Origin of the sequence: Methanocaldococcus sp. FS406-22 (assembly GCF_000025525.1) — an archaeon.
Taxonomy (GTDB): Archaea; AGJL01; Methanococci; order Methanococcales; family Methanocaldococcaceae; genus Methanocaldococcus.
In genome coordinates, this window is the sequence record NC_013887.1 from 1,524,259 (window position 1) to 1,547,531 (window position 23,273).

General features: G+C 31.2%; 31 protein-coding genes. 19 read left to right on the forward strand and 12 right to left on the reverse strand.

The features are described 5' to 3' along the window. The first annotated feature begins 1 nt into the window (after position 1). Both MFS40622_RS07855 and MFS40622_RS07860 read left to right on the forward strand, forming a co-directional pair. Entirely contained in the window at positions 2–1,093 is a 1,092-nt protein-coding gene (locus MFS40622_RS07855) for a permease (protein WP_012981138.1), read from the forward strand. Positions 1,094–1,409: 316 nt separating this feature from the next. After that, positions 1,410–2,720: a hypothetical protein gene (locus MFS40622_RS07860; RefSeq protein WP_048197513.1), complete on the forward strand. Its 1,311-nt coding sequence runs from the start codon at positions 1,410–1,412 to the stop codon at positions 2,718–2,720. A 49-nt stretch (positions 2,721–2,769) separates the two neighbouring features. Here MFS40622_RS07860 and MFS40622_RS09625 read toward each other — a convergent pair whose 3' ends face one another. Beyond that, positions 2,770–2,940, reverse strand: coding sequence for a hypothetical protein (locus tag MFS40622_RS09625; RefSeq protein WP_012981140.1), 171 nt, complete (start codon positions 2,938–2,940; stop codon positions 2,770–2,772). A gap of 91 nt (positions 2,941–3,031) precedes the next feature. Here MFS40622_RS09625 and MFS40622_RS07865 point away from each other — a divergent pair, with 91 nt between their 5' ends. Then, the gene (locus tag MFS40622_RS07865; RefSeq protein ID WP_012981141.1) at positions 3,032–3,529 is read left to right on the forward strand and encodes a multiprotein bridging factor aMBF1; all 498 of its coding nucleotides are present in this window, start codon (positions 3,032–3,034) and stop codon (positions 3,527–3,529) included. 141 nt (positions 3,530–3,670) lie between these two features. Here the strand turns inward: MFS40622_RS07865 and MFS40622_RS07870 are convergent, their stop codons facing one another. Both MFS40622_RS07870 and truD read right to left on the reverse strand, forming a co-directional pair. Further along, positions 3,671–3,895 carry a hypothetical protein gene (locus tag MFS40622_RS07870; RefSeq protein ID WP_012981142.1) on the reverse strand — a complete coding sequence of 75 codons (225 nt, stop codon included), beginning with the start codon at positions 3,893–3,895 and terminating at the stop codon, positions 3,671–3,673. A 55-nt stretch (positions 3,896–3,950) separates the two neighbouring features. Continuing rightward, positions 3,951–5,252, reverse strand: coding sequence for a tRNA pseudouridine(13) synthase TruD (truD, locus tag MFS40622_RS07875; RefSeq protein ID WP_012981143.1), 1,302 nt, complete (start codon positions 5,250–5,252; stop codon positions 3,951–3,953). A 36-nt stretch (positions 5,253–5,288) separates the two neighbouring features. Here truD and MFS40622_RS07880 point away from each other — a divergent pair, with 36 nt between their 5' ends. Continuing rightward, the gene (locus tag MFS40622_RS07880; protein ID WP_012981144.1) at positions 5,289–5,597 is read left to right on the forward strand and encodes a hypothetical protein; all 309 of its coding nucleotides are present in this window, start codon (positions 5,289–5,291) and stop codon (positions 5,595–5,597) included. Between the two features lie 2 nt (positions 5,598–5,599). Here the strand turns inward: MFS40622_RS07880 and MFS40622_RS07885 are convergent, their stop codons facing one another. Continuing rightward, complete coding sequence (locus tag MFS40622_RS07885) at positions 5,600–5,743, reverse strand: C2H2-type zinc finger protein (RefSeq protein ID WP_012981145.1); 144 nt, start codon at positions 5,741–5,743, stop codon at positions 5,600–5,602. 122 nt (positions 5,744–5,865) lie between these two features. Between MFS40622_RS07885 and acs the strand changes: the two genes are divergently transcribed. Then, on the forward strand, positions 5,866–7,965 hold the full coding sequence (acs, locus tag MFS40622_RS07890) for an acetate--CoA ligase alpha subunit (RefSeq protein ID WP_012981146.1): 2,100 nt from the start codon (positions 5,866–5,868) through the stop codon (positions 7,963–7,965). 60 nt (positions 7,966–8,025) lie between these two features. Here acs and MFS40622_RS07895 read toward each other — a convergent pair whose 3' ends face one another. Beyond that, positions 8,026–8,313, reverse strand: a complete 288-nt coding sequence (locus tag MFS40622_RS07895; protein ID WP_012981147.1) for a HesB-like protein — start codon at positions 8,311–8,313, stop codon at positions 8,026–8,028. 302 nt (positions 8,314–8,615) lie between these two features. On the opposite strand from MFS40622_RS07895, the gene psmA reads away from it, so the two are divergent. The 10 genes from psmA (at position 8,616) to MFS40622_RS07945 (ending at position 14,201) form a co-directional block, all read left to right on the forward strand. Then, entirely contained in the window at positions 8,616–9,401 is a 786-nt protein-coding gene (gene psmA, locus MFS40622_RS07900) for an archaeal proteasome endopeptidase complex subunit alpha (RefSeq protein WP_012981148.1), read from the forward strand. A 251-nt stretch (positions 9,402–9,652) separates the two neighbouring features. After that, positions 9,653–10,360, forward strand: coding sequence for a ribosome assembly factor SBDS (locus MFS40622_RS07905; protein WP_012981149.1), 708 nt, complete (start codon positions 9,653–9,655; stop codon positions 10,358–10,360). 30 nt (positions 10,361–10,390) lie between these two features. Further along, entirely contained in the window at positions 10,391–10,669 is a 279-nt protein-coding gene (gene rpl37A / locus MFS40622_RS07910; protein ID WP_010870097.1) for a 50S ribosomal protein L37Ae, read from the forward strand. A gap of 62 nt (positions 10,670–10,731) precedes the next feature. Further along, positions 10,732–10,872 carry a DNA-directed RNA polymerase subunit P gene (locus tag MFS40622_RS07915; RefSeq protein ID WP_012981150.1) on the forward strand — a complete coding sequence of 47 codons (141 nt, stop codon included), beginning with the start codon at positions 10,732–10,734 and terminating at the stop codon, positions 10,870–10,872. A gap of 1 nt (position 10,873) precedes the next feature. Then, positions 10,874–11,383, forward strand: a complete 510-nt coding sequence (locus MFS40622_RS07920; RefSeq protein WP_012981151.1) for an rRNA maturation protein — start codon at positions 10,874–10,876, stop codon at positions 11,381–11,383. A 15-nt stretch (positions 11,384–11,398) separates the two neighbouring features. Next, positions 11,399–11,641: a KEOPS complex subunit Pcc1 gene (locus tag MFS40622_RS07925; RefSeq protein ID WP_012981152.1), complete on the forward strand. Its 243-nt coding sequence runs from the start codon at positions 11,399–11,401 to the stop codon at positions 11,639–11,641. 12 nt (positions 11,642–11,653) lie between these two features. After that, a complete protein-coding gene (rpl18a, locus tag MFS40622_RS07930) occupies positions 11,654–11,881 on the forward strand; it encodes a 50S ribosomal protein L18Ae (protein WP_012981153.1) in 228 nt (75 codons plus the stop codon). 73 nt (positions 11,882–11,954) lie between these two features. Next, positions 11,955–12,380 (forward strand): DUF2666 domain-containing protein, encoded by a 426-nt coding sequence (locus MFS40622_RS07935; protein WP_012981154.1) that lies wholly within the window; start codon positions 11,955–11,957, stop codon positions 12,378–12,380. Then, positions 12,370–13,416, forward strand: a complete 1,047-nt coding sequence (locus tag MFS40622_RS07940; RefSeq protein ID WP_012981155.1) for a radical SAM protein — start codon at positions 12,370–12,372, stop codon at positions 13,414–13,416. The genes MFS40622_RS07935 and MFS40622_RS07940 overlap by 11 nt, the downstream gene beginning before the upstream one ends. Next, positions 13,416–14,201 carry a sulfide-dependent adenosine diphosphate thiazole synthase gene (locus MFS40622_RS07945; RefSeq protein WP_012981156.1) on the forward strand — a complete coding sequence of 262 codons (786 nt, stop codon included), beginning with the start codon at positions 13,416–13,418 and terminating at the stop codon, positions 14,199–14,201. The genes MFS40622_RS07940 and MFS40622_RS07945 overlap by 1 nt, the downstream gene beginning before the upstream one ends. 9 nt (positions 14,202–14,210) lie before the next feature. Here the strand turns inward: MFS40622_RS07945 and MFS40622_RS07950 are convergent, their stop codons facing one another. Beyond that, complete coding sequence (locus MFS40622_RS07950) at positions 14,211–14,996, reverse strand: hypothetical protein (protein WP_012981157.1); 786 nt, start codon at positions 14,994–14,996, stop codon at positions 14,211–14,213. 169 nt (positions 14,997–15,165) lie between these two features. Between MFS40622_RS07950 and MFS40622_RS07955 the strand changes: the two genes are divergently transcribed. Both MFS40622_RS07955 and MFS40622_RS07960 read left to right on the forward strand, forming a co-directional pair. Continuing rightward, entirely contained in the window at positions 15,166–15,501 is a 336-nt protein-coding gene (locus MFS40622_RS07955; protein WP_012981158.1) for a nucleoside triphosphate pyrophosphohydrolase, read from the forward strand. After that, on the forward strand, positions 15,491–16,126 hold the full coding sequence (locus MFS40622_RS07960; protein WP_012981159.1) for a hypothetical protein: 636 nt from the start codon (positions 15,491–15,493) through the stop codon (positions 16,124–16,126). Before MFS40622_RS07955 ends, MFS40622_RS07960 begins: the two co-directional genes overlap by 11 nt. Here the strand turns inward: MFS40622_RS07960 and hemL are convergent. From hemL to spcS, 6 genes are all read right to left on the reverse strand, one after another. Further along, positions 16,121–17,398: a glutamate-1-semialdehyde 2,1-aminomutase gene (gene hemL, locus MFS40622_RS07965; protein WP_012981160.1), complete on the reverse strand. Its 1,278-nt coding sequence runs from the start codon at positions 17,396–17,398 to the stop codon at positions 16,121–16,123. The genes MFS40622_RS07960 and hemL overlap by 6 nt on opposite strands. A 45-nt stretch (positions 17,399–17,443) precedes the next feature. Continuing rightward, a complete protein-coding gene (locus tag MFS40622_RS07970; RefSeq protein ID WP_012981161.1) occupies positions 17,444–17,719 on the reverse strand; it encodes a DUF5379 domain-containing protein in 276 nt (91 codons plus the stop codon). 1 nt (position 17,720) lies between these two features. Further along, positions 17,721–17,960, reverse strand: coding sequence for a hypothetical protein (locus MFS40622_RS07975; RefSeq protein WP_012981162.1), 240 nt, complete (start codon positions 17,958–17,960; stop codon positions 17,721–17,723). Positions 17,961–18,113: 153 nt separating this feature from the next. After that, positions 18,114–19,037 carry a manganese-dependent inorganic pyrophosphatase gene (locus MFS40622_RS07980; protein WP_048197514.1) on the reverse strand — a complete coding sequence of 308 codons (924 nt, stop codon included), beginning with the start codon at positions 19,035–19,037 and terminating at the stop codon, positions 18,114–18,116. A gap of 238 nt (positions 19,038–19,275) precedes the next feature. Further along, positions 19,276–20,577, reverse strand: a complete 1,302-nt coding sequence (locus MFS40622_RS07985; RefSeq protein ID WP_012981164.1) for an APC family permease — start codon at positions 20,575–20,577, stop codon at positions 19,276–19,278. A 13-nt stretch (positions 20,578–20,590) separates the two neighbouring features. Further along, positions 20,591–21,895 carry an O-phosphoseryl-tRNA(Sec) selenium transferase gene (gene spcS / locus MFS40622_RS07990; protein ID WP_012981165.1) on the reverse strand — a complete coding sequence of 435 codons (1,305 nt, stop codon included), beginning with the start codon at positions 21,893–21,895 and terminating at the stop codon, positions 20,591–20,593. Positions 21,896–21,972: 77 nt separating this feature from the next. Here spcS and MFS40622_RS07995 point away from each other — a divergent pair, with 77 nt between their 5' ends. Both MFS40622_RS07995 and MFS40622_RS08000 read left to right on the forward strand, forming a co-directional pair. Next, complete coding sequence (locus MFS40622_RS07995) at positions 21,973–22,545, forward strand: rhomboid family intramembrane serine protease (protein ID WP_012981166.1); 573 nt, start codon at positions 21,973–21,975, stop codon at positions 22,543–22,545. Positions 22,546–22,563: 18 nt separating this feature from the next. Then, entirely contained in the window at positions 22,564–23,139 is a 576-nt protein-coding gene (locus tag MFS40622_RS08000) for a site-2 protease family protein (protein WP_012981167.1), read from the forward strand. Positions 23,140–23,273 lie beyond the last annotated feature (134 nt).

Consider the following 23,273-nt stretch of genomic DNA (forward strand, 5'->3'; position numbering starts at 1 on the left):
GATGGATGTTGTAGGCTTTATACTGAACATCATCAATGTCATGATAAGGACAATCATTGATTATTTAAATGTAAATAGAGTTTTAGCCCTATTAATGGCTTTTTTAATGGCTGGTGGCATTGCTTCTATGATTAACAAAAACTTCATCATAAAATATTTCGGTTCAAACACTCCAAAATATATATCATATACTGTAGCCGCCATTAGCGGAACACTATTAACAGTTTGTTCTTGCACTATACTGCCATTGTTTGCAAGTATCTACAAAAGAGGAGCCGGAATAGGGCCGGCAACAACATTTCTGTTTTCAGGACCGGCAATTAATGTTTTGGCAATATTTTATTCAGCAGCATTACTTGGATGGGATATTGGTTTCTTAAGAGCTGTGTTTGCTGTTATTGTTTCTATATTTATTGGTTTGGTTATGGAAATGATATTTAGGAGTCATGAGAAAAAAAGAGCTTTAAGAGTTCCAAAGGCAGATAAAATATCTAATAGGCCATTATATCAAACAATAACATTCTTTGCTCTGCAGTTTATTATGTTGTTGGTAATAACTGCCTCACCTAAGCTGTTTCCAACTCTCTCAATGCCCCTATATGATGGATTTTTGTTAAAGCACCTATTGTTTATAATACTTGGGGTTATCTTGGCTATAACAACAAAAATATGGTTTAAGGATGAGGAGATAAAGAGCTGGCTTAGAGAGAGCTTTACACTGCTGAAGATTGTGTTCCCACTCTTAATTATTGGGGTTGCCATAGCTGGAGCTATTAAAGCTATCATTCCACCAAGCTACATAGCAACTTACGTAGGAGGAAACTCTATAGTATCTAACTTTATTGCCTCATTTATTGGGGCTTTGATGTATTTTGCCACATTAACTGAAGTTCCAATTATAAAAGCCCTAATGGAACTTGGTATGGGCGTTGGGCCGGCGATGGCTTTATTGTTGGCTGGGCCGAGCTTGAGTATTCCAACAGTTTTAACAATCTCAAAGGTCTTAGGAAAAACAAAGGCATTAACTTATTTAGGTTTGGTGGTTATATTTTCAACAATCTGTGGCTATATAGCTGGAATAATTCTTGGATAAAATTAAAGCTCTTAATTAAACATAATTTTTTATGGTAATATCTTGGTGAGTGCAATGAAAAATGCTTTTAAAAAGTGAATTTAAGAGACAAATATAGAAATATTTAATATTGTTGCTGGTGATTCTCTTGAAAAATAAATTAATCAAATACTATATAATTCAAAATCCTCTCAGAGTTCTCGAAAATCATTGATATAAAACTTTCTATATATTAACGGAATCTAGAAATTACAACTTTAAAAATCAAAAATTAAATATTTTGTAATACTAAAGTAATAATAATCAAAAAGTGAGGGGTGTAAAAACTGGTGAGATTATGAAAAAATTTATTTTATTTTTAATAATTTTATTTTCTATTTATTTTTTAGGAGTTTCTTCGGCTGAGGTTTGTCCATTTAAGGATGGATTTATAATAATTTATCATGATATTGGTTATGATGAGCTTTTTGGATATACTTACAACGATTCTGAGATTTTGTATTTTAATAACTCAAAAACTTTAATTGACATAACTCCCATCTCAAAGTATTATCCAGTGTTATATCATAACATAACATATTTTTATTGTGGCTCAACCAATAATTCAGCCATATTGGCATTTGCAGGAGCTTATTTCCCAACAAGTAAAGAAGATCTCTGCCTCTATGGAGACGGAGATTATTTTATTGGTGTTTTAATATACACAACAAAGGGCAATAAAATAAACTATACCGAAAAAATACTATGGGCATATCCTTTTAATTCAGTTGATTATTTTGATATATATCCTCCAACGTGTTCTCCTAATGAAGCGTTGTTTGTTTATTGTTATAAAATAAAAACTGAAAATCCAGAAAACATTCTTGTATTGATAAATAACACTAATATAACCAAACTAAAAAAGTTTGAGGATGACGACTATTATACTACATTCCAATATTACATATATCAACCCATATTCATCTTTACAACCTACGATTCGAAGGCAAAGAAGTTTTATATCTTAGATGGGCGTTTATCAAATACATCCTTTCCATTATATTCTTACTACAATGGAAAAATTAACTTTGAAGATAATATAACTCTTCCAAGATATGAAAATATTTCTTGGGAGTGTATAGATTTTTACAGCATAAATGAAACTTTATATATTATTATGAGGAAACTTAATTATTCCACGATTAATTACGCAAATTGGTATAGGGACTATTTAAATCAAAAGCCATATCTCCTTATATGGAGAAATAAAACCATAAAAATCATAAGTAATTACTCAAATCCCTATTATTTTGTTAAAGTTAAAGGAGGAGAAATTCCAATAGAAAAAAGTTATATAAAAAATATTTTTAGATATAAATATAAAAATATAAGAATTAAAGATTTAGCATACAATAACGGAATACTATTAATAGAAACAGAAGAAAACCACAAACTACACTACTATCTCATAAAAAATAACTCAATCAAAGAAATAAAACTAAAAAACATTATAAAATTGTATAAAAAGAAACATGGCTTATGGGATGATATTAAAAAAGAATTAAAGCCAAAAATTTATTGGCTAATTCACAACTGGTATATAATAGTTTTAATTATTGCTGGATTGTTGTGGAGTTTGATATTGTTCTATGAAAATAGAAAGAAATAATAAAATAAGGTAAAAAGTGAATTTAATGAACAAAATTATTTAAATTAAGTTAAAGCTCTTTTTTAACTTTCTCATTTAATTCTTTTAATTTAATATACAACTCTTCATATTCTTTAGTTTCTAATCCAAGTTCTTTTAATTGGTTTATTATTGCCTCAAAATGCTCTTCTGTATGCTCTAAAGTATGAAGAAGCTTTTTTATCAACTTTTCTCTTTCCATATTTTCACCAGTTAGTTATTTATAGTTATGCTAATATAAATAATGTTATCCAAAGTATATAAATGTTATTAAATTTTTGAGGGATAGTATTATGCAAATGTGTGAGTTGTGTGGAAAGCTAACAGATAAGCTTTACAAGGTAATTATTGAAGGTTCTGAAATGAATGTCTGTAAAGAATGTGCTAAATTTGGCAAAAGCCCAAAGACATATTCAAGATTAGGTAAAAAAACTATAATAGGAAAAGGAACGATAACTACTAATAAACAAGTTAAAAAACCTGTGAAAAGAAAGAGAGATATATTTGACACTCTACCAATGTTAAGGGAGGATTATGGAGATGTTATTAGAGAAGCAAGAGAAAAGAGAGGTTTATCAATAGAAGAACTTGCTAAAAAACTTAAAATGAAAGCATCCACTTTACAAAAATTTGAAAGATATGAGTTAGAGCCAAATGAAAGAGAAATTAAAATATTGGAGAAAGAGTTAAAAATTAGTTTAACTGAAAGTGTTGGGGAAGAAAGTTCATATTATGGCGGTGGAGATGAAGATGGATTTACCTTAGGTGACTTCATTAGAATTAAAAAATGATTGGGGTAGTAATATGGAAGGAGAAACCTTATTCTTATTAGTTTCAATGCTTTCCTTTTTAGTTATTATAGGTTTTGTAGTTGGGTTATATGTTTGGTATTTCAAATTAGGGGGTAAAAAGATGATAGAATAGCTAATTATTTAATTTAATTTTTTGTAAATATCATATAGCACAGCTGAAAATACCCAAACAGTAAAAAATCTTGCTATTAAATCCATAACTATCAGAGCTGTCCCTACACTAAAAGATATAACCTTACAAGCAGTTTGTAAGATTGTAGCCCCTAAAAATACAATTTCATAACCAAAGATTATTTTAAACACATCAAATATGCTATCATAAATTATTTTTCTTTTATCTTCCATAATTTCCCTCTCATATTATTCACATAACAATATATAGACTGATGCGGTATGGAAATTAAAAGTATTTATCCTTCTTCTCAATAAACTCCCTCAAAACAGAGGTTGCATAATTCCCCTTCTTTAAACAAAACTGCAAAACATAGCTATCATCTTCAATCCAATATTTCATATTGTATATTTTTCCAATCATTGCCCTTCTATCTCCAATAAATGAACCAAACTCTCCAATCTTGAAATCTTCTGGGCTTAAGCCCTCTTTTTCATAAATTTCTCTCTCAATCTCTCCTTGAATGCCATTAGCAAATCTTGTTTTGTAGCCAAATAATGCCCCACTTGGCACGTTATCAATTAAAATATCTCCTTCCATAGGTTCAAAGCCATATTCAAACCTTCTATTGATTATCTCATTAAATAGATAAGATTGATAAGCATTTATAAACATACATCTTAAATATGGTGGAAGAATCATAAATGCCTTTTGATAGCTCCCAGTCTCTATATAAGCTTTAATCATTCTTCTTTCATAGAAAAATACCTTTGGGAATTTTTTATATGCTTCTTTAAAGTTTTCTTCATCCACCAATTCCCTTGCTAATTTTGATTTTTTGTCATCGTAGGGAAGAGGAGTTCCGCAATATGCATGAAAAGCCGCTTCCCAATCCCTCTCTATAATAAACCTTCCAACTATGTGAGTTATTGGTCTTGTAGTTCCAAATCTTTGAACTCCATAGTAGTTTAAGAAATATTTTAGCTTGCATAATTCATCTAAAGCTTTTTTCAGCTCTTCTCCTTTAAGTTCTGGTTCTCTAACTCTTATAGTAAATCTATTCCCCCACAAATCTCCCAATCTTATTTTTTTATTTGTTTTTTGGAAATCTCTTAATGTAATTCCTTTAATCTTAACCTTCTTTAAATCCTCTAACCTTACATTAAAACAGCCAACTCTTTGAGTTGTTACAGCATATTTATCCTTATTTCCAGCAAAACCAAAGTGTTTTCTTTGCTTTCCAACTCTATTAGCAATCTCTCTAATTGCATCTAAGGTAGTCCAATTCCTCTTCTCTAAGGTGAAGTGTATATAATTTCCCTTCCAGTTTTCCACATCTTTAAATTCTATGCTTTTTCCAACCTCTAAGATAATGCCTTCTGGAGTTATCTCCTCAACAATAAAATCCTCTGGATATTTTTTTATAATTCCTCCAGTATATGCATCAGTTAAATATTTATTCATGTTTAATGGCATCTCTTTTAGCTTTTCTTTAATTCTGCTGTCTCTTAATTTTTTTCTATATCTTTTTAATTTTTCTTTCAAATTTTTTTCACTTTCTTTCTTTCTCTGCTGAATCAAAAAGTACATATAATCACCTTGGATAAATTTTATTTGGGTGAGATGATGAGAGCTAAAGTGGTTTGGAGAGAGTTGTTAGAGATAGCAAAAAATTATTATGATGAGGATAAGATTTTTTATTCAAAAACTAAAAGAGGGGCTTATAAGATAAAAAGCTTTAGTAAAGATAAAATTGTCATTGAAAAACTTAGAGGAAAATTGGATGAAGTTTTAGGAAAAAGAAGATTTGTTGAAAATTGGGATAAGATTGTTCATGGTGTTGATTGGAATATTCCACCAGCAATAAAATCTTTTTTAAAGTTACATCCAAAAATAGTGGAAAATGAAGACGGAAATCTTGTTTATAAAGGATAACTTTATTCTTTTTTAAAGAGATAGCCATGAGCTTTATTTACATGTCTTGTGTAATCCTTTGAATATCTGAAAATTTTTCCACATCTTGGACATTTAAAGAATGTCTCCCCATCTCTGCTTGTTATTTTTATTGCCTTTAATCTCATAAAATCCCACCTCCATAATCGTTATAGGAGGTGAGGATATATAAATGTTAAAAGAGATACTTTTAATTAGATACTAAAAATCAATATAAAAATTTTTCTCTAAAAAATGTGGGGGAGGGAGTATGAGCTTAAAATATATTTTTTATCCAAAATCAGTAGCTGTAATAGGAGCTTCAAAAACTGAAGGAAAGGTTGGATATGCAATAATGAAAAACTTAAAAGACTTTAATGGAAAAATCTATCCCATAAATCCAAAATATGATGAAATATTTGGAATAAAATGCTACAAATCAGTTTTGGATGTTGAGGATGATATAGATTTGGCAGTTATAGTTGTTCCAAATATTGTTGTCCCTAAGGTATTAGAAGAATGTGGAGAAAAAGGAGTTAAAGGGGCTGTAATTATTACAGCTGGCTTTTCAGAAGTAGGAAATTATGAGTTGGAAGAGAAAATTAAGGAGATTGCAAAAATATACAATATAAGGGTTATAGGGCCTAATTGCTTGGGGATTATGAACACACACATAAATTTAAATGCCACATTTGCAAAGGTATTTCCTCCAAAAGGAGGGGTTTCAATAATCTCACAAAGTGGGGCTGTTTTAAACGCTATATTGGATATAGCCCCTTTATTGAATATTGGCTTTTCTAAGGTTGTTAGTATTGGAAATAAGGCAGATATTCAGGAAAGTGATTTATTGGAATATTTTTTAGATGATGAAGATACTAAGATAGTTGTTTTATACATAGAAGGATTAAAGGATAAGAGATTTTTAAAAGTTGCTAAAAAGCTATCTAAGAAAAAGCCAATAATTGCCCTAAAATCTGGAAGAACTGAAGTTGGAAAGAAAGCTGCGAAATCTCACACCGGCTCTTTAGCTGGAGAGGATGTTATTTATGAGGCAGCGTTTAAAGAAGCTGGGATAATTAGGGCATATACGTTTGAAGAGTTGGTTGATTTATGCCATTTATTCTCAACACAGCCAACAATAAGCTCAAATGAAATTGGGATTATAACAAATGCTGGAGGATTTGGAGTTTTAGCAGCTGATAGCTGTGTTGATTATAATATGAAGCTATCTAACTTTGAAAAATCAACAATAGAGAAGCTTAAAGAAATTTTGCCTCCAACTGCCAACATATCAAATCCTTTGGATATTATAGGAGATGCCACACCAGAAAGATATAGAAGAGTTATAGAGGTTTTAGCTGAAGATAATAACATTAAAGGGCTTTTGGTTATATTAACACCACAAGAGATGACAAAACCATTGGAGGTTGCTAAATCTATTGTAGAGGTTAAAAATTCCCATAAAGAATTTGCCAATAAACCATTAATTACTTCATTTGTTGGAGGAGTTTCAGTTAAAGGAGCTAAAAGTTATTTAAGAAAAAATGGAATTCCTGCATACATAACTCCAGAAAATGGTGTCAAAGCTTTATCTCATCTCTATAAATATAGCTTAATGAAAGTTAAGGAAGATTATGATGAATATTTAGAAAATGTTAAAGAAGAGTTCTTAAAAATCACAGAAGAAAATAAAGATATTATTAAAGAATTGCTACAAAATCCAAATGAGTATAAAGCAAAAAAATTATTGAGCATTTATGGTCTTCCAGTACCTAAGGGATATTTAGCTAAAAATGAAGATGAAGCTGTTGAATATTGCAAAAAATTAGGAAAATGTGTAATGAAAATTGTCTCACCACAAATAATACATAAGACGGAGGCAGGGGGAGTTATAATAAACCCAGAAAATCCTAAAGAGGCATTTAAAAAATTAATTGAAAACGCCAAAAATTATGCAAAAAGGATGGACATTGATGATTTAATTATAGAAGGAGTTTTAGTTGAAGAATTCATTGAGAAAGATAAGATGGAGATTATAGTTGGAGCTAAGAGGGATGATATCTTTGGATCTGTTGTAATGGTTGGTTTAGGAGGGGTTTTTGTTGAGGTCTTAAAGGATGTGAGCTTTGGCATTTCACCAATAACAAGAGACTTTGCTCATGAGATGTTGAAGGAATTAAAATCATACAAAGTTTTAGAGGGGGTTAGAGGAAGACCTAAAAGAGACATTAACTTTATTGTTGATACTCTAATAAAGATTGGGGTATTTATGGATATTCACAGTGAGATTAAGGAAATGGACTTAAACCCAGTATTTGTCTTTAATGATAAAGAAGGAGGGTGTATTGGTGATGCAAGAATAATCAAATAAATTTAATTTATTTCAGAAAAAAACAGATAAATTCAACCAATAACAGAGCTAACTTTCCAGTTAGCACTCACTACTACCTTTTATCTTAAGATACTTTCCAAAGATAGACCTTCTTAATGTGATATTAATTTCATCAAGCCACTGGTCAGCAATTGGGTCAATATAAAGTTTGAATTCATTATCGTAGATTAGTTTATCATTTTCGTTGGGGTGGGCGATGGCTATTCCAAACTTAGGTCCTCCTCAAGCAAATCCTTCAAAGTATATAACTACATTATCCTGATTAGCTTTCTTTAGCTTATCTAAGATGAATTCCTTAGCTTCATCCGATATAACAACTTTCTTCATTTCATATCACCACCTTATTATAGAATTCATTATTAGAATTCCTAATATATATAACTTATGGTTATGTCAATACTCAACACAATCATATAGAATAATGCTAAAAAATAAAAAAGAATAAAAATAATAAGATAATATAATGAGATGAAAGTTATAATGTCTTTCAAAACATTTTCGAATAAATAAGGTATTTATGAACGCCTTCCAAAGGAAGACGTTCAAACCTCCTAATAAATTTTATTAATAAAGACATTAAGTTAATGTTTATTTAATTATCTTTAAAATACTTATAACGGTGATATTTTATGCAAATGGTGCCACCAAGTGCTTATGATAGGGCTATTACAGTGTTTAGCCCAGAAGGTAGGTTATATCAAGTAGAGTATGCAAGAGAGGCAGTGAGAAGAGGAACAACAGCAATAGGGATTGTTTGTAAAGATGGTGTTGTCTTAGCGGTAGATAGAAGAATAACAAGCAAACTCGTAAAAATTAGGTCAATAGAGAAGATATTCCAAATTGATGACCATGTTGCCGCTGCCACATCTGGGTTGGTAGCTGATGCAAGGGTTTTAATAGATAGAGCGAGATTAGAAGCTCAAATTTACAGATTAACTTACGGAGAGGAAATATCAATTGAAATGTTGGCTAAAAAAATTTGTGATATTAAGCAAGCATATACACAGCATGGAGGGGTTAGGCCGTTTGGTGTCTCTTTATTAATTGCTGGAATAGATAGAAATGAGGCAAGGTTGTTTGAAACAGACCCAAGTGGGGCTTTAATTGAATATAAAGCAACAGCAATAGGTAGTGGAAGACCTGTAGTTATGGAATTATTAGAGAAAGAGTATAGGGATGATATAACATTAGATGAAGGTTTAGAGTTGGCTATAACTGCATTAACAAAAGCAAATGAAGATATAAAACCTGAAAATGTTGATGTTTGCGTTATAACAGTTAAAGATTCACAATTTAAGAAAATCCCTGCAGAGAAAATAAAAAAACTCATAGAAAATGTTAAAAAGAAGTTAGAGGATAAAAATAAAAAAGAAGAAGAAAATAGAGAAGAAACTAAAGAAAAGCAAGAAGAATAAATCCATAGTAAAATTTTTAAATCCGCTATTTTAAATTACTTTATTAGATATTAATAATATTTAGAGTATCTCGCTCATTATAATGGGACTTTCGCAGGAATTAATATTTTATTGCATATTGGCATCCTTTTGATGTCTAAATTCCTTGAATTTAATATATAAACTGCGAAAGTCCTATATTACTCACAAAGTAATTTTTATAAATTCAAAACCCTTAGCCGAAACATTTATATAATGTGGGGAGGGATATTATGGTGTCCTTAGAAGAGGCAGTAATTGCAAGATATAATTCACATGGCGAAAAATTTGAAATTTTAGTTGACCCATACTTAGCGGCTAAGCTTAAAGAAGGTCAAAATGTAGATATGGATGAGCTTTTAGCTGTTGAAGTTGTATTTAGAGATGCAAATAAAGGAGAAAAAGCCCCTGAAGAACTTTTATCAAAGGTCTTTGGAACAACAGATGTTAAAGAAATTGCTAAAAAAATCATATTAAAAGGTCAAGTCCAATTAACTGCTAAGCAGAGAGAAGAAATTAGAGAGCAGAAAAAAAGGCAAATTATAACTATAATTAGTAGAAACACCATAAACCCTCAAACAGACACTCCACATCCACCACATAGAATTGAAAAGGCAATAGAAGAATTGAGAATTAATATTGATATTTACAAAAGTGCTGAAGAACAAGTTCCTGAAATTGTTAAAAAGCTTAAAAAAGTTCTTCCTATTAGGTTTGAAAAGAGAGATATTGCTGTTAAAATTCCAGCAGAATTTGCTTCTAAGGCATATAATGCTTTATACCAATTTGGAGCCGTTAAGCAGGAAGAATGGCAACCAGATGGTTCTTTAATTGTGTTAATTGAAATACCAAGTGGGATTGAAGCAGAGTTCTATGCTCATTTAAACAAAATAACCAAAGGAAATGTCCAAACAAAGGTTGTTAAGAAGTATAGTGAATAATTTATAGAAATTAGAAATGAGGTGATGTAGATGTTCAGCCACACAAAGAAAGTAGGGCCAACAGGAAGATTTGGACCAAGATATGGTTTAAAAATTAGAGTTAGAGTTAGAGATGTTGAAATTAAAGCAAAGAAGAAATATAAATGCCCTGTTTGCGGATTTCCAAAGTTAAAGAGAGCTTCAACATCAATCTGGGTTTGTGGAAAGTGTGGGGCTAAGATAGCTGGAGGAGCTTACACACCAGAGACAGGGGCAGGTAAAGCTGTTATGAAGGCAATTAGAAGAATCGTTGAGAGAAAAGAAGAATAATTTATCAAACTTTATATCTAATTTTTTTCTTTTAAAATACCAAAATTATTTTGGGGATGTATATGGTTGAATATAAATGTTTAAACTGTAAAAAGATAATAAAATTTGAAGAGTTAGGAAATAGAGCGAGATGTCCTCACTGCAGTTATAAGATATTGGTTAAGCTTAGACCAAAAGTAGTTAAACATGTAAAGGCGAGATAAAATGATACTCACAACTTCAAGAAAACCTTCTCAAAGAACAAGAAGTTTCGCAAGAGATTTAGAGAGGACTTTAAATTTGCCTTATGTCCAGAGAGGGAAACTTTCATTAAAGGATATTTTTGAAATTGATAAACATGTTCTTTTAATTGGTGAGTTTAAAGCCAACCCTGGAACTTTAGTTGTTTATGATGTTGAAAATGAAAGGAGATTATCAAGCTTTATCTCCGTTAAATTACAGAGAGAGATTTGTGGAGGGAAAATATACAACGATGATGGAATAAGAATAAGAATTAGCAAGGAGCTTAAAGATGATGAGGAGTTCCAAAAACACTATGAAATTTATGATGAATTTTTGTTCCAACATTTAAATATTGATGAGGATAGCGATATAACATTAAGATTAGAAAAAGACCCAAAATATTTATTTGCCATTCAATTTTATAAGGGAAGGGTTAAGATAGGCCCTTTAATTAGAGTAAAATCTATTAAGCTGTTCGACAGCCTTATATAAATGGCAGGGATTTTTATGAATTCTTTTGAACTAATATTGGAGTTTGATAGTGAGGAAGAGGCAGAAGTTATTTATAAATCCATATTTTTAGAACATCTAACATCTCAAATAAAATCCTCTGCCACAATGGAAATAAATAAAAATGTAATAAAGATAAATGTTAAGGCAGAAGATATTTCTATATTAAAGGCATCTATCTACTCTTACTTAAGATGGATAGGTGTAGCACAAAACATTTATAAGATTTGCAAAGAATGAGGAGGTGGTAATTTGGCAAAGATATTTAGAATAACAGGACAAATATTAAAAAAAGGAGAACCAATGTTATTTAGAAAGGAATACAAAGCTTTAAAGCCAGAAGATGCTTTAGAAATCTTATACTCTGAGTTTGGAGGAAGATACAAAGTTAAAAGAACAAAAATAAAAATCTTAAATGTTGAAGAGATAAGCCCAGAAGATGTAACAGACCCTGTCTTAAAGAAATTAGTCACAGCTTAAATTCTTTTTTTGTTTATTTTTTTATTTTCTATAGTTTCATTATTTACTTTTAAAATTTTATTTTGGTGAGATTGTGGAAGATAAAATTGAGTTTATGGCAAAGCATAAAAAATGGTTCGTAGTAAAAAAATTAAAGATAGATGAGAATACTGAAGATATTGAGATAGCAAGATTATTGGCATCAATAGACGAGACGGTTTTAAATAAAATCCCTGAATATTTACCATTTGATATGAATAAGTTGTATGAGATTGCAGATGAAATATATCAAAAGAAAAAGGGAAGAATTACAGAAGAAGAGATAGCAGAGGTTTTAAAAAAATTAAAATCACCTGCAACTACAAGAAAATTAAATGAAATTACTGAATCAAAAGAAGGAAAAGAAATACTTAAAGCTATTTTAAATAACATAATATTAGAGAGATTAGGAATTCAAACAAGAGTTTCTCCAAAAGTTATTGAGAAATATATAGAAAAGGAGAGAGAAAATGAAAGTTGAGGAAATATTGGAAAATGCAAGAAAGGCATTTAAACTAACAACAAAACATTTTGGAAATACAGTTACCTTTGAGAGAGCTCTTTTTTTAGGTTGGTATTGTAATCTAAAACAACCATGCAAATTTTGCTACATGGCTACACAAAAAGATAAGATAAGAGACCCAAAAAAGGCGAGAAGAAGATTAGAAAGTGTTTTAGCTGAGGCAATTTTAATGAAAAGAATTGGATGGAAATTAGAGTTTATATCTGGTGGTTACGGCTATACACCTAAAGAAATAAATGATATTGCTGAAATGGTAGCTTATGTGCAAAAATGTAAGCAGTATTTGAATGTTGGAGTTGTTGATTTAGACAACATTAATTTGGATGTGATTGAGGGAGTTGTAGGGGCTGTTGAGACAGTTAGCAAAGATAGAGATTGGATTTGCCCAGGAAAGCCATTGGATAAGATAAAAGAAAATTTATTAAAAGCTAAAGAATTAGAATTGAAGACAGGGATAACAATAATATTGGGATTGGGAGAGAAAGAGGAAGATATTGAGAAATTATTAAATTTAATCGAGGAATTGGATTTGGATAGAATTACTTTTTACTCTTTAAATCCACAAAAAGGAACTATATTTGAAAATAAACCATCAGTAACTACAATAGAGTATATGAATTGGGTTTCTTCTGTTAGGTTGAATTTCCCAAAGATTAAGATTATTACAGGTGTTTGGGTTGATAAAATACCAATGATAAGTCCATTAATCATGAGTGGTTCTAATGTAATAACTAAATTCCCACTATTCTCAGTATTTGGAACAAAAGAAGCTCATTGGATAGAGAAAGAGATTTTAGCAACTGGTAGAGAGTTGTTAGGGACATTTACAGATATTGATATTTTGGCTGGAAAAAAAGTGTTAGAGAAAACCCCATACATAGAGGAAGAGATAAATATAAGTAGCGAAAATATTAGGAGAGTTGAAGAGCTTAGAGAAAATATAAATGAAAGAATAGAAAGCTATGTATCCAAAGTTTTGAAAAGGGTGGTTTAATGAATATAAAGGATATAAAGTTAAATGCTGATGAGATTAAGACAGCTAAAGCTATATTAAAGGCAAGCTTTGATATGTGGTTGAATATCTTAGAGGTTGATGTTGCCATTGTTGGAGCTGGGCCGAGTGGTTTAACATGTGCAAGATACTTAGCTAAGGAAGGGTTTAAAGTAGTTGTTTTAGAGAGACATTTAGCGTTTGGTGGAGGTACTTGGGGAGGAGGAATGGGTTTCCCATACATTGTTGTTGAAGAACCTGCAGATGAGTTGTTGAGAGAGGTTGGAGTTAAGTTAATTGATATGGGAGACGGTTACTATGCTGCTGATTCTGTTGAAGTTCCTGCTAAATTAGCAGTTGCAGCAATGGATGCTGGAGCTAAGATATTAACAGGAATCGTTGTTGAAGATTTAATTTTGAGAGAAGATGGAGTTGCAGGAGTTGTTATAAACAGCTATGCAATTGAAAGGGCTGGATTGCATATCGATCCATTGACTATAAGAAGTAAGGTTGTTGTTGATGCCACTGGGCATGAGGCATCAGTAGTTAATATCCTCGTGAAAAAGAATAAATTAGAGGCAGATGTTCCTGGAGAGAAATCAATGTGGGCTGAGAAAGGAGAGAATGCATTATTAAGAAATACAAGAGAAGTTTATCCAAATCTATTTGTTTGTGGAATGGCTGCTAACGCAGCCTATGGTGGTTATAGAATGGGGGCAATATTTGGTGGAATGTATTTATCAGGGAAGCTTTGTGCTGAATTAATTATGGAGAAGTTGAAAAAATAAAGAATAATTTTAGTTCTTTATGCTCTCTTTTAATAAAACAATTTGCTCTCTCAATTTATGATTTCCTACCTTTCTGGCAATACTTAAAATTGATTCAATCTCATCATCAAAATTCTTTAAAATTCCTTCTTCAATTCTATGAATCTTTAAATTTATTAAGAAGAGGGCTTCATAATCAAAAGACGATTTAAATTCTTTTTTGTCTATAAAGTCTTTAACCATTTCTAAAATCCCTATAATTGACAATCTCTTCTGTATAAATTCCTCAGTTAATTTTCTCTTCCTTCTTCCAGTTAAAAGTAGCTCAATCTCATTTTTTAATTCATAACTCCCCACTCTTAAAGCCATATTGGTTAAGCTCCTAACTTCAGAGTTATAATCTAAAACAATCCCCTCATCTAACCTTAAAATTTTTAAACCAATTAGATTTAGGATGTGTTTATCTTCATAAGATTTGTATGGCTTTTTCTCTATATATCCCTTTAAATATTCCAAAATTTCAATAATCTTTTTTATTTTATTTTTTTGGGATTTTGTTAATCTTTTTTTCTCTCCAAATAGTAAAAGATTTATCTCTCTCTTCATGTCAAAGCTTCCAACTTTTTTGGCAATTTCTGAAATTTTAGTTGCTATTGGAATGATATCTTCATCTAAAACATGTCCTTTTTCAAGGTAATCTAACATCAATCTTATAATTGCCTTCTCATCACTTCCCTCTCTCGCATACATGTCTAAAATCTCTAAAATATGTATAAATTGCTCTATAACTTCTATTTTACTTTTTTCTAACAGCATTTAAATCACTTGTATTAAGAATTGTAAAATTTTAATTCTAATTTTATATATAATTCTCTAATTACAAATAAAATATTTAAACGTTATATAGGGAAATTAAACTTTCCCTACAAATAATTAGTTCATACAACACTCACCGTATTTATTATAAAGTTAAATTTGGGAAACCATGGATAAAATAACATACAATAAGCTTGTAAGGGATAAAATTCCAGAGATGATTGAGAAAAGTGGTAAGAAAGCAGTAATATACATTGCAGATAATAAAGAATATTTAGAAAAGCTTTATGAAAAATTATTGGAAGAAATTGGAGAGTTTAAGGAAAATCCTTCTCCTGAAGAACTTGCTGACATTTTGGAGGTTTGTGATGCGATTAGAGAGTATTTTAAAATAGATGCTAAAGAGCTTGAATATATAAAAAAGAAAAAATATGAAGAGAGAGGAGGATTCTATAAAAGGATAATTTTAAAAGAGGTCATTGTGGGGGAAGATAATGAAAAATGATTATCAAAGAATAGTTTATGCCAAATACTTAGAGCTAAAAAGAAAATTGGATAGAAAGCCAAATAGAGTTGAGATGTTTGAATACCTAATGAAAGAGAGGATTTATCCAAAAATTAAAAATACTAAATACAATCCACTTAGGAATTACTTAGGATTTTTAGAAAAATATAATGAATTGTCTGAAGAAGAAAAGGAAGTTAAAGAAATTGCTGGAGATTTTTTAAATATGTTGGAGAGGACTAAAATGACTAAAAGCTATAAAATTCCTCTTTTAATGACATTTATAAAAGGAGATAGGATAGTTCAATGTGTTAGTGAAGATGAGATTTATGAAAGCTTTAAAAACTTTTATAATAATCCCAAATATGCCATAGACATGAAGAGGCATAAAACAACCAAAGATTTTAGAAATTGGAGTAAAAAGGAATATATAAAATTAGCTAAGGAGAATCCAATAAAATATCTGCTTAAAACAGAAGGAATATATTTTAAAATGGAGGGCAGTTATTTCTGCCTAACTGAAAGATTAAAACCAGTTTTAGATAATAAAATCTTTGTAGAGCATTATAATGACATTCTTGAATTTAGATGCCATGAATATTTTGAATGTCGTGATTTATTATAGATTTTTAAACACATCCTCCATAGCCTTTGTTGTCTTATCAATAACTTCATCATCATGCTTTATTGAAGTAAAGCAACACTCAAACTGGGATGGTGGGACAAAAACCCCTCTCTCCAATAATCCCCAGAAGTATTTCATAAATCTCTCAACATTACTCTGCTTAACAATTTCATAATTCACAACTTCTTTGTCATTGAAATAAATTTGGAACATTGAAGCAATATTATAAACTTTAGCTTTAATATTATGCTTATCAGCCAATTCTCTTAAAGTATCAGCCAATATCTTAGCTGTTCTTGCTGTTTCTTTGTAGAATCTATCATCCAATTGCTCAAGTGTTGCAATCCCAGCAGTTATTGATATTGGATTTCCATTAAAAGTTCCAGCTTGATATATAGCTCCTAATGGAGAGAACTGCTCCATAAGCTCTCTTTTACCAACAATAGCACCAATTGGAAATCCTCCTCCCAATATTTTACCTAGAGTAGCTATATCTGGAACTACTCCAAAATACTCCTGAGCCCCTCCTTTAGCCAATCTAAATCCTGTTATAACTTCATCAAATATTAATAAAATGTCATTTTCCTCAGTTATCTCTCTCAAAAACTCTAAATAGCCATCTTTTGGTAATATACACCCAACATTACCCATAACTGGCTCAACTATAATACATGCAATCTCATTTTTATTCTCATTTATTGCTTTTTTAATAGCATCTTCATCATTAAAAGGCACTAAGATTGTATTTTTTGTAGTTTCTTCTGGAATACCCGGAGAGTTTGGATGTCCGTGAGTTAATGCCCCACTACCACTTTTAACTAAAACATAGTCATGTGCTCCATGATAAGCCCCATCAAACTTAATAATCTTCTTTCTTCCTGTAACTCCTCTTGCCAATCTTATAGCTGACATTGTTGCCTCTGTTCCAGAATTAACAAATCTAACCATCTCAGCACATGGCACTCTCTTAACAACCTCCTTAGCTAAAATAATCTCTTTCTCTGTTGGACATCCGTAAGCACTGCCAAGTTCAAGCTGTTCTTTAACTGCTTTAACTACTGCTTCATTTGCATGCCCTAAAACCATCGGCCCGTAAGCTAAGCAGTAATCAATGTAGCAATTTCCATCAACATCAAACAAGTAACAATCTTTAGCTTTCTCAACAAAAAATGGGTATGGCTTAAAATATCTAACTGGGCTATTAACTCCCCCTACCAAATATTTCTTAGCCTCTTCAAATAATTCCTTTGATTTATCCATTTTTAAAGCCATAATTCCACCTCTAAATAACATCAATGATATTCAATTTTCATTATTTTAAATCAAAGCGTTAAACTTCAATACCCAAACAACTATAGCTACTAAGAAAAATGGCAGAACTCCACATCCAAGCCACTGTTTTTGATTTAAACTCTCTTCTCCAAAGATTTTAGCAGAGATATGCCCAAAAATCACAGCTCCAATAAATAAAAATATCAACGTAGCTATTCCACTAAACATCCCCAATCCAGCAGTATATACATAATTTGCCAAATATCCAAAAATAATTCCACCAATTGTATGAATTAAGCAACATTTTCCTTCTAAATCCATATTAATCCCTCTCTATATCTTCTATTGTATAAATCTCTATCTTCTCCTTAGGTCTTTTTGAATCAGTAAAAGAGTAATCAACCACAACTTCAACCTCATCATTAGCCCAAAATTCTTTATTGTCTAAGATTTTATCTCCAACTTCTAACAAAAATGCAAACTTTCTTTTTGTTTTTAATGAACCTTTATCTATCTCAATAATTTCTTTTTTACACTTTGGTTTTATTATGGAGTAGTGCATAAATCATCCCTAATCTTTCCCATTCTTTCTCTTTCATCTTTTTATATCCTTTTTCATAAACCTCTAGATCAATATCTCCAATATCTCTAAAATCTTCACCAAGTTCTTTAAGAAGTTCTTTTCCTATAGTATCACAAAAAAATAAAAATTAATTTAGCCATTATAAGCCTTCTCCAATGGAGGAACTACCTGCTTCTTCCTTGACATAACTCCCTCTAAGAATACGCTCTTTCCTTCAACTTTAACATTAAATGCTTTCTCAAACATCTCCTTATTACCAACAACTAATGCTTCACTACCTTCTTTCATAATATCAGTTATTAAAAAGACTATCAAATCATAACCTTCATTTTTCAACTTCTCCTCCAATAATTTGTAAATATCTTCTTTTTTACTCTCAACCTCACTCACATCTATAACCTCAACCTGCCCAATTCCAACCTTCTTTCCATTGAAATCAAAGTTCTTAAAGTCCATATTTATAATCTCCTCTGGTTTTAACTTACCAACAATTGATTTTGCCTTTAAAATTTCCATACCAAACTCTTCTATATTGCTTATTCCAGCTATTTCAGCTAATTTTTTAGCCATCTCTTTATCTAATTCAGTTGTCGTTGGTGATTTGAATAAAACAGTGTCTGATATTATTGCACTCAACAATAAACCAGCTAAATCGGGTTTCAATTCTTTCTTCTTACCTCCAATCAAATCAATGGCATCTTTGAAGTATAACTCGGCAATAACTGTAGCTGTTGAACCAACTGGCTTGGCATAGTATAAAATTGGCTCAGTTGTTGTTAAACCAACCTTGTGGTGGTCTATAATAGCTATTAACTTCCCTTCTTCTAAATCATCAAAGCTCTGGCTCTTTTCTGAATGGTCAACTAAAATTATTTCTTTACCTTTAGCTGATGTTATTAACTCTGGCTCCATAACTCCAAATTTTCTCAAAACAAACTCTGTTTCTGGATTTATATCTCCCAATCTTGCTGGGTAGCAATCTAAGAAGTAAGCTAAAACAATAGCTGATGCTATACTATCAGTATCTGGATTTTTGTGCCCTACTACATATCTCACTCTCTCACCTTCCATATTTGTTATCCTAAGTTTTATATAATTGATTATGGATAAATATTTATCCCCAACGAACCGACCCAAATGGAGCATATCCATAATGGTTGCGATGATAGCGGGTTCGAAGTTGGGGGGACAAAAAAGGAGGTCTGGGCGAGTCGTGGGAGAGGGCTTTTGCTCAATGAAGATGACCACGATACAGCACGACCTCCTACAGAATCTCTTAATGTTATTAAGTTATTTAACTATACATCTTGTTGGAGAATGTTCTTTTCGTTATTTTTCTATATATGATTTCAAATATTAGCACTCCAATAAATGTTACTATTATCCCATAAAACACAAATCTATGGGTTTCCCATTGGTAATATAATAAGAGTAGAAAAACTCCCAATACAACAATAAAGCTAAAGATTACAATCTCTTTCTTTCCTCCAACCTCATCAATAAGGATATAATGAGAGAGGATAACAAATAGATATATCACCATAAATACAGCACTTGTTATTGACGCTACACCCTCCATATTAAAGAGTAATGCAAACAACACTCCGAGGGCTGAAGTTATATAAAGCCCCTCTGTAGATTTAAACCATACCTTTCTTTCAAAGAATTTTGGAAGTTCCCCATCTTTTGCTAATGAATAGGCAACATTAGCCCCTCCATATATTGTAGCATTCATTGCTGATGAAATTGAAAATAAAGCTCCGATGGATATTAATAAAAATCCTAAGTTTCCTAAAAATGGTTTTGCTGCCACTGCTAAGGCATTTTCACTGGCTTTAATTAGCTCATCTATTGGCAGATTTCCTATTGCTGAAATGGCTACTCCAACGTATATAAACATAACAATCAATATGCTTATAAATATCGCCCTTGGAACATTCTTTTTAGGATTTTCAATATGTTCTGAGGCATTGGTTATAACTCCAAAACCCATATAGGACAGGAAAAAGATAGCTGATGCAAAAATCATTCCACTTATTGCGGATGGAGATGTGCTTGGAATTATGTATGAAATATGGAGAGTCATCAATCCAACAAATATAAAAATTCCCAATATCAAGAGTTTAATTAAAACAATGAAAAATTCGGCTCTTCCCACAGCCTTAGAACCAAAGAAATTTAGGGCAGTGAAAAATGCAACTATGGCTATTTCAGTTATAGCTATATTAAACGTATTTGTTGATGCATTTATTAAAGGTAAAAAGTAGCCTGCAAATCCTTTTGCAAATAGAGCAATTGATATAACATAACTCATCCAAAGCAAAATACTTAAAGCTCCAGTTATTACACAATCTCCAATAGCTTTATGAATAAACGCAATAGGCCCTGCATCTGAAACTATCTTTGACCCAAGTTTTGAATAAGAGTATGCAACTAAAAGTGCGTAAATTCCTGATAGTATAAATGTTTCTGGAAGATTTTTTCCGGCTATTTTGGCTCCAACTCCAAATATAGAAAATATGCTTGCCCCAATCATTACACCAACGGCCATAGACACAGCTTCCCACAAACTAAGCTTTTTATTTTTTAACTCCATATTCATCCCTTTTTTATAAAACCTCATCCAATTTCTCAACGACTTTATAGATATCCTCTTCTTTAACTCCAATAGCTGAATTTACAACTATGTAATCATGAGGATACTCTTTTAAATAGCACGTTCCAAATTTATCAGTTCTTCTAACTCCCCTCGGCCCTGTAACCCTCAAATTGTAGAGCTTACCAGCAACATCCAATGGGTCTTTTTTTGTTGTTATACATGAAGATATAGGGTTTTCAACATTTAAAACTCTCTCATCCTTTTTATTAGCTAAATCTTCCAATAACTCATCCAATAGCTTTTTGCAAGCTTTTTGCTGTTTCATTAAATCTATATAGTTTTTAGTTCCAATTGCTAAGAGAGATATTAAAATATTTACAATTGGATTTGCTGATGCTCTTCCCGGATATGTCAATGAAATTTCTTTTAAAAATCCCTCATCCTTTGTATATATAATACCTCCACCAATTGGAGTGAATAAATTCTTATCAGAAGAGCTAACAACGGCATCAACCCTATACTTTAAAGCTTTTTTTAGCCTTTCAATATAGTAAAAGTTTTGAATAGCATAAGCTCCATTTATTATATGTGGGATGTCATAATCTTGGCATATCTTTGCTATCTCCTCAATATCATCACTCTTTCTTGGTGGGAAAAATGTTAAAGTGCTTAAAACAGTTGGGTTGTTGTTCTCTTTAACTTCTTTTCTTATGGCATCCTCAACATCTGAAACATCAACTTTAACGATATCTCCATCTAAAACTGTCTCAACCAACCTCATCCTCATGCTAATAAATGAAGTTGCCTTTATAGGGCTTTTATGGGCTGCATAGGGGTAGATAACAACATTTGAATTATATTTTTTTCTTGCAGCTGATAAGCAGAGAGCTAAGCTCATCCCAGTAGCTACTGGTGTTGCTATTGCTTTAACATTTAACCCCAAAGCTTTTAAAAAACTCTCTAACAATTTATTAGTTAGCTTATACATCACACTTGCTCCTGGGGCTTTTGGTTGTGGGTCAATTAAATTTCCACTTCTTCCAACACCATGGCAGAAATCAAAAACACTCTCTCTCTGCAGTTTAGTATAAACCCTTGCCTCTCTCTCACCAATCTGCACGACATTTGGGTCTTTATCAGTGTCCATAAAGGATAAAATTCTTAATAAAAGCTTTATATGTTCTTCATCAATACCATTCTCTGGAGCTTTTCTCTGCTCTAAGATATTTTCAATAATTTTTAAATTTTCTTTTAAAGTTAGTTTTCCTCTACTTTCCATGTGTTTGGGGATGAGTCCCGTTATATTAAGTTCCATTCAATCACCTTTTTATATCCAATAGTCTAAGAAGTATACATAAAAATGTTATAAAAAGTAATGGGGGAGGGGTAAAAATGATTAACGTTTTAATAGTGGGGATTTGCATAGCTATGTTTATTATTAGTGTTTTTATGCCACAGCTATATTACTATTTTGCATTATGGCCAAATCTTTTTACCGATATGCCTTGGCAGATAATTACAAGCATGTTCATGCATGCAAATATAACCCATTTATTGGTGAATATGTTCGTATTATTTATATTTGGAACATACTTAGAAAATATGATTGGTTCAAAAAAATATCTTATAATCTTTTTATTATCAGGAATTATAGGAAATTTGGCATATATTGCCTATGCCTATCTCACTGGAGATTATAACCCATCAGTTGGAGCTTCTGGAGCGATATTTGGAATAATGGGGGCTTTGGCTATTTTAGCCCCACATTTAAAGGTTGTTGTATTTCCTCTACCAATTCCAGTAAGTATAAGGGTGGCAGTGATTGTATTTGCACTTATAGATTTAATTTTGCTTCCTTACTCTTTAAAAACAGGAATTGCACACATAACCCATTTAGCTGGACTTATAAGTGGATTAATATTTGGAAAATCACTATATAGAAGGATGGACGTAAGATATTATTAAAATAAAAATGGTGAAAAAATGAGTATGTTTAGATTTTCACAGAGAGAGATTATCGACCTAACGATATCAGTATTGGCAATAGCATTTATTTTCTCTTATCCTAATCTTTCAATATTTGTTTTTATTATTAGCTTAATAGCCGTTGGTAGTGGCTTCATATTTCATGAGTTAATGCATAGAACTGTAGCACGAAAGTATGGAGCGTGGAGTGAGTTTAGAGCATGGTATGAAGGTTTGATACTGGGTTTTATATTAAAGCTTATCTTTGGAGCTACATTTTTAGCTCCTGGGGCAGTGTATATCTACAAAGATTATCTAACCCCTGAAGAAAATGGAAAAATCGCCTTAGCTGGACCTTTAACAAATGTTGCTTTAGCATTCGTGTTTTTTATAATGTATTTGATGTCACACCCATTTTTATTGTTATTTTGGGTAGGATTGTGGGGTTATAAAATAAACTTATTCTTAGCTGGGTTTAACATGCTTCCAATCCCTCCATTTGATGGAGAAAAAGTTTTAAAGTGGAATCCTATAATTTGGGCTATAGTTGGAGTTCCTTTAATTGGATACATGCTATTTATGATGTTTTGGTGAGAATCTTGAATATGAAGGAGATTTTTCAAATATTTTCTTTGATGTATTTGTTATTTTTATTTATTGGATTCCTAATCATTTCAAAATTTGATATCTCCTTATCTTTAGTATTTTTCTTTCCATGCATTTTCTGG

What these genes read in the sequence shown, in the direction of transcription:
- MFS40622_RS07855 (WP_012981138.1), top strand. Translation starts at nt 2, where the DNA reads ATGGATGTTGTAGGCTTTATACTGAACATCATCAATGTCATGATAAGG.
- MFS40622_RS07860 (WP_048197513.1), top strand. Translation starts at nt 1,410, where the DNA reads ATGAAAAAATTTATTTTATTTTTAATAATTTTATTTTCTATTTATTTT.
- MFS40622_RS09625 (WP_012981140.1), bottom strand. Translation starts at nt 2,940, where the DNA reads ATGGAAAGAGAAAAGTTGATAAAAAAGCTTCTTCATACTTTAGAGCAT.
- MFS40622_RS07865 (WP_012981141.1), top strand. Translation starts at nt 3,032, where the DNA reads ATGCAAATGTGTGAGTTGTGTGGAAAGCTAACAGATAAGCTTTACAAG.
- MFS40622_RS07870 (WP_012981142.1), bottom strand. Translation starts at nt 3,895, where the DNA reads ATGGAAGATAAAAGAAAAATAATTTATGATAGCATATTTGATGTGTTT.
- truD (WP_012981143.1), bottom strand. Translation starts at nt 5,252, where the DNA reads ATGTACTTTTTGATTCAGCAGAGAAAGAAAGAAAGTGAAAAAAATTTG.
- MFS40622_RS07880 (WP_012981144.1), top strand. Translation starts at nt 5,289, where the DNA reads ATGAGAGCTAAAGTGGTTTGGAGAGAGTTGTTAGAGATAGCAAAAAAT.
- MFS40622_RS07885 (WP_012981145.1), bottom strand. Translation starts at nt 5,743, where the DNA reads ATGAGATTAAAGGCAATAAAAATAACAAGCAGAGATGGGGAGACATTC.
- acs (WP_012981146.1), top strand. Translation starts at nt 5,866, where the DNA reads ATGAGCTTAAAATATATTTTTTATCCAAAATCAGTAGCTGTAATAGGA.
- psmA (WP_012981148.1), top strand. Translation starts at nt 8,616, where the DNA reads ATGCAAATGGTGCCACCAAGTGCTTATGATAGGGCTATTACAGTGTTT.
- MFS40622_RS07905 (WP_012981149.1), top strand. Translation starts at nt 9,653, where the DNA reads ATGGTGTCCTTAGAAGAGGCAGTAATTGCAAGATATAATTCACATGGC.
- rpl37A (WP_010870097.1), top strand. Translation starts at nt 10,391, where the DNA reads ATGTTCAGCCACACAAAGAAAGTAGGGCCAACAGGAAGATTTGGACCA.
- MFS40622_RS07915 (WP_012981150.1), top strand. Translation starts at nt 10,732, where the DNA reads ATGGTTGAATATAAATGTTTAAACTGTAAAAAGATAATAAAATTTGAA.
- MFS40622_RS07920 (WP_012981151.1), top strand. Translation starts at nt 10,874, where the DNA reads ATGATACTCACAACTTCAAGAAAACCTTCTCAAAGAACAAGAAGTTTC.
- MFS40622_RS07925 (WP_012981152.1), top strand. Translation starts at nt 11,399, where the DNA reads ATGAATTCTTTTGAACTAATATTGGAGTTTGATAGTGAGGAAGAGGCA.
- MFS40622_RS07940 (WP_012981155.1), top strand. Translation starts at nt 12,370, where the DNA reads ATGAAAGTTGAGGAAATATTGGAAAATGCAAGAAAGGCATTTAAACTA.
- MFS40622_RS07945 (WP_012981156.1), top strand. Translation starts at nt 13,416, where the DNA reads ATGAATATAAAGGATATAAAGTTAAATGCTGATGAGATTAAGACAGCT.
- MFS40622_RS07950 (WP_012981157.1), bottom strand. Translation starts at nt 14,996, where the DNA reads ATGCTGTTAGAAAAAAGTAAAATAGAAGTTATAGAGCAATTTATACAT.
- MFS40622_RS07955 (WP_012981158.1), top strand. Translation starts at nt 15,166, where the DNA reads ATGGATAAAATAACATACAATAAGCTTGTAAGGGATAAAATTCCAGAG.
- MFS40622_RS07960 (WP_012981159.1), top strand. Translation starts at nt 15,491, where the DNA reads ATGAAAAATGATTATCAAAGAATAGTTTATGCCAAATACTTAGAGCTA.
- hemL (WP_012981160.1), bottom strand. Translation starts at nt 17,398, where the DNA reads ATGGCTTTAAAAATGGATAAATCAAAGGAATTATTTGAAGAGGCTAAG.
- MFS40622_RS07970 (WP_012981161.1), bottom strand. Translation starts at nt 17,719, where the DNA reads ATGGATTTAGAAGGAAAATGTTGCTTAATTCATACAATTGGTGGAATT.
- MFS40622_RS07975 (WP_012981162.1), bottom strand. Translation starts at nt 17,960, where the DNA reads ATGCACTACTCCATAATAAAACCAAAGTGTAAAAAAGAAATTATTGAG.
- MFS40622_RS07985 (WP_012981164.1), bottom strand. Translation starts at nt 20,577, where the DNA reads ATGGAGTTAAAAAATAAAAAGCTTAGTTTGTGGGAAGCTGTGTCTATG.
- spcS (WP_012981165.1), bottom strand. Translation starts at nt 21,895, where the DNA reads ATGGAACTTAATATAACGGGACTCATCCCCAAACACATGGAAAGTAGA.
- MFS40622_RS07995 (WP_012981166.1), top strand. Translation starts at nt 21,973, where the DNA reads ATGATTAACGTTTTAATAGTGGGGATTTGCATAGCTATGTTTATTATT.
- MFS40622_RS08000 (WP_012981167.1), top strand. Translation starts at nt 22,564, where the DNA reads ATGAGTATGTTTAGATTTTCACAGAGAGAGATTATCGACCTAACGATA.